Raw genomic sequence first — 2,434 nt, 5'->3', positions numbered from 1 at the left:
ACAGGAGACAACCCACCCCCAACCCCTCCCAGGAGGGGAAGACAGGAGACAGGAGGAAAATTACATGGGGATAGTCTTCGACAAGCCGCTCCGCGTCTACGCTCCCCCAAGTAATTTTGAACACCCCCGTTGACGGTGGGGTATTAAACCCACAAAGAAAATGATAATATTTTTGACAAGTAGAGGGTAAAATTTCTCAAATAAAGCTTCGTTCTGATGTAAGATTTATTACTTGTTTTCGACCATTTATTGTGAATAAGTGAATTCCTTGCAAATATTGAAATACCCATCTTAATGTTGGATGTTCTGTAAGTTTTCCTATTTGGGTAGCGTGTAACTCAGTGGCGTAGATTAAAGCTTCTGTAAAACGGTGGGAAAGTATCATTTGTTTAAGTTAAAAGTCAAAAATAAGAAAAATCTATCACTTTTTAGATAGTCAATCTGAGGATGCTTTAATAATAATTGTTCTTGGATATCAATCAACTATAAAACTATAAGATTGATTGAATATAGAAAAATTTTATGGATAAATTTCGGGTAGAAGTGATTGCTAAAACTCCAAATCCTCAACAGGTAATTTATGCAGCTCTGCATCAAGACGTGCGGTTCGTTTGAGGTGTAATGGCCTCAGCACCTGTCTTTATATTGAAAGACAGGTCAATAGGGAAGGGATAAAACCCGATACCGAGACAACTCACTTCCCGTAAGGGTGAGTCAAATCACGACCAGAATCACATGGTCAATAAACATCAGATCATGACAAAATTTAACAAAAGTTAATATAACTACGTTAAATAAATATCAAGATTTGACAAGTCCCTTCTCGAAAGTACCTCGATGACAGCATATACCCCAATGTTAAGCAGGTAGCGACTACTGACATTGAAGCGGGTATAAAAGCGAACAAATACCGTAACCTAAATGGAAAATTTTCGCAAGCATTCAGTCATGGGTAACGAAAGTGAACTTCTATATTTGTCGTGAGCAGCAAAGTTGCGAAACTAGGTTGATACGCAGCGGTCAAAATCACCAAAGGTTAAGGGATAAATATGAGTCTTGATATTTATCGGTACTCCAAAATGACCTCGGCAAAAAGGAAGACCCTAAAACTGATACCAACGGGAAATGGGAACGAATTAAATCTAAGGATAGGCTCTTAAAGTGGTCGAATCTTTGAGTAGTAGCTAGCGTAAGCCACCTTAGATGGGATTGAATCCGAAGCTAATGCCAATTTGTAATGAGTTGGATATGCCCACAGATTCACGATTTAGGAATTATACGTTCTTAAGTAGGAGTAAATATGTCCAGAACAGAGATAAAATCAACGTTGGAATGGAAAGACATAGACTGGAAAGCAGCCGAATAAAACGTCTTCAAGCTCCAAAAACGAATCTATAATGCTTCTAAAAGTGGAAATGTGAGGTTAGCCCACAAACTACAAAAACTTCTTGTCAAATCTTGGTCAGCAAGACTCATCGTAGCAAGAAGAGTCACACAGGAGAATAAAGGGAAGAACACAGCAGGGGTAGATGGGAGAAAATCCCTTCCTCCCTCAGAAACACTAAAGTTAGCTCAAAAGCTAAAGTTAAGTCATAAAAGCACGCCAACCAAAAGAGTTTGGATACCCAAACCTGGAAGGAAGGAACAAAGACCCTTAGGAATCCCAAACATATTACCGCGAGACACAAGCGAGTAAAACGTATGTGAAAGTCAAGGGAGATGCTTCCCCTGACAATGGAGATGATAATTATTGGTCAAAGAGATTAGGGGATAAATATAAAACCTGAGACTCTCAAAAAGCCAGAATCATGAAAAGACAAGAAGGAAAATGTACCGAATGCGGACTAACTTTCGCGCACTGGAGATATATTGGAAAAACACCACATTGAGCACAAAGCTAGAGGTGGAAACAATACCGATAAAAATCTAGAAGTACTACATTTACACTGTCATGACAAAAGACATGATGCTGGGAAGTCGTTGCAAGCAAAGGCAGCAGTCCTAAATTGAGGAGCCGAATGAGGTGAAAGTCTCACGTTCGGTTCTGAAGCCGAGTATATAAGGTAACTTATATGCTTAGGGTAACTATAGTGAAGGATTTGTATTTGACGAACAAGATAATTGGCCTACGGAAACAAAATGTGGTGAAATAATTGTCAAGAGACTTTTGGCAGGAGACCGTGGGCATTATGGATGTATAGAGCGTGCGACTCGTTGGTCAATAAGCTAGTAAAACTAGATATAAATGGCCATCCTTAGTCAATACATGAGGACAACCTCGACTAATGGATAACTCTTATGTCCTTGATGGTGAAATTCCATCCGCCTTGTTGTTGGGTTGACAGCATAGGCCACAGGGTAGCGACTGAACATCAATCCCTGAAGCTGGCCTAAATGGGATCAAAGCTTTAACTATCAAACAAGTGAGATTTCT

At 39.6% G+C, this 2,434-nt stretch carries 2 protein-coding genes and 1 pseudogene; 2 read left to right on the top strand and 1 reads right to left on the bottom strand.

What is annotated here, in order from left to right; genetic code table 11:
- Nucleotides 1-196: 196 nt before the first annotated feature.
- Nucleotides 197-385, bottom strand: a complete 189-nt coding sequence (locus D5R40_RS40430; protein WP_124147204.1) for a hypothetical protein — start codon at nt 383-385, stop codon at nt 197-199.
- Nucleotides 386-1,378: 993 nt separating this feature from the next.
- Here D5R40_RS40430 and D5R40_RS32190 point away from each other — a divergent pair.
- Both D5R40_RS32190 and D5R40_RS43265 read left to right on the top strand, forming a co-directional pair.
- Nucleotides 1,379-1,696, top strand: a pseudogene (locus D5R40_RS32190) (reverse transcriptase N-terminal domain-containing protein); the annotation flags it as partial.
- Between the two features lie 173 nt (nt 1,697-1,869).
- Nucleotides 1,870-2,010, top strand: coding sequence for an HNH endonuclease (locus D5R40_RS43265; protein ID WP_161564699.1), 141 nt, complete (start codon nt 1,870-1,872; stop codon nt 2,008-2,010).
- The last annotated feature ends 424 nt before the right edge of the window (nt 2,011-2,434 follow it).

Origin of the sequence: Okeania hirsuta (genome assembly GCF_003838195.1) — a bacterium.
Lineage (GTDB): Bacteria > Cyanobacteriota > Cyanobacteriia > Cyanobacteriales > Microcoleaceae > Okeania > Okeania hirsuta.
This window is presented reverse-complemented; position numbering and strand designations above follow the sequence as displayed.

What these genes read in the sequence shown, in the direction of transcription:
- D5R40_RS40430 (WP_124147204.1), bottom strand. Translation starts at nt 385, where the DNA reads ATGATACTTTCCCACCGTTTTACAGAAGCTTTAATCTACGCCACTGAG.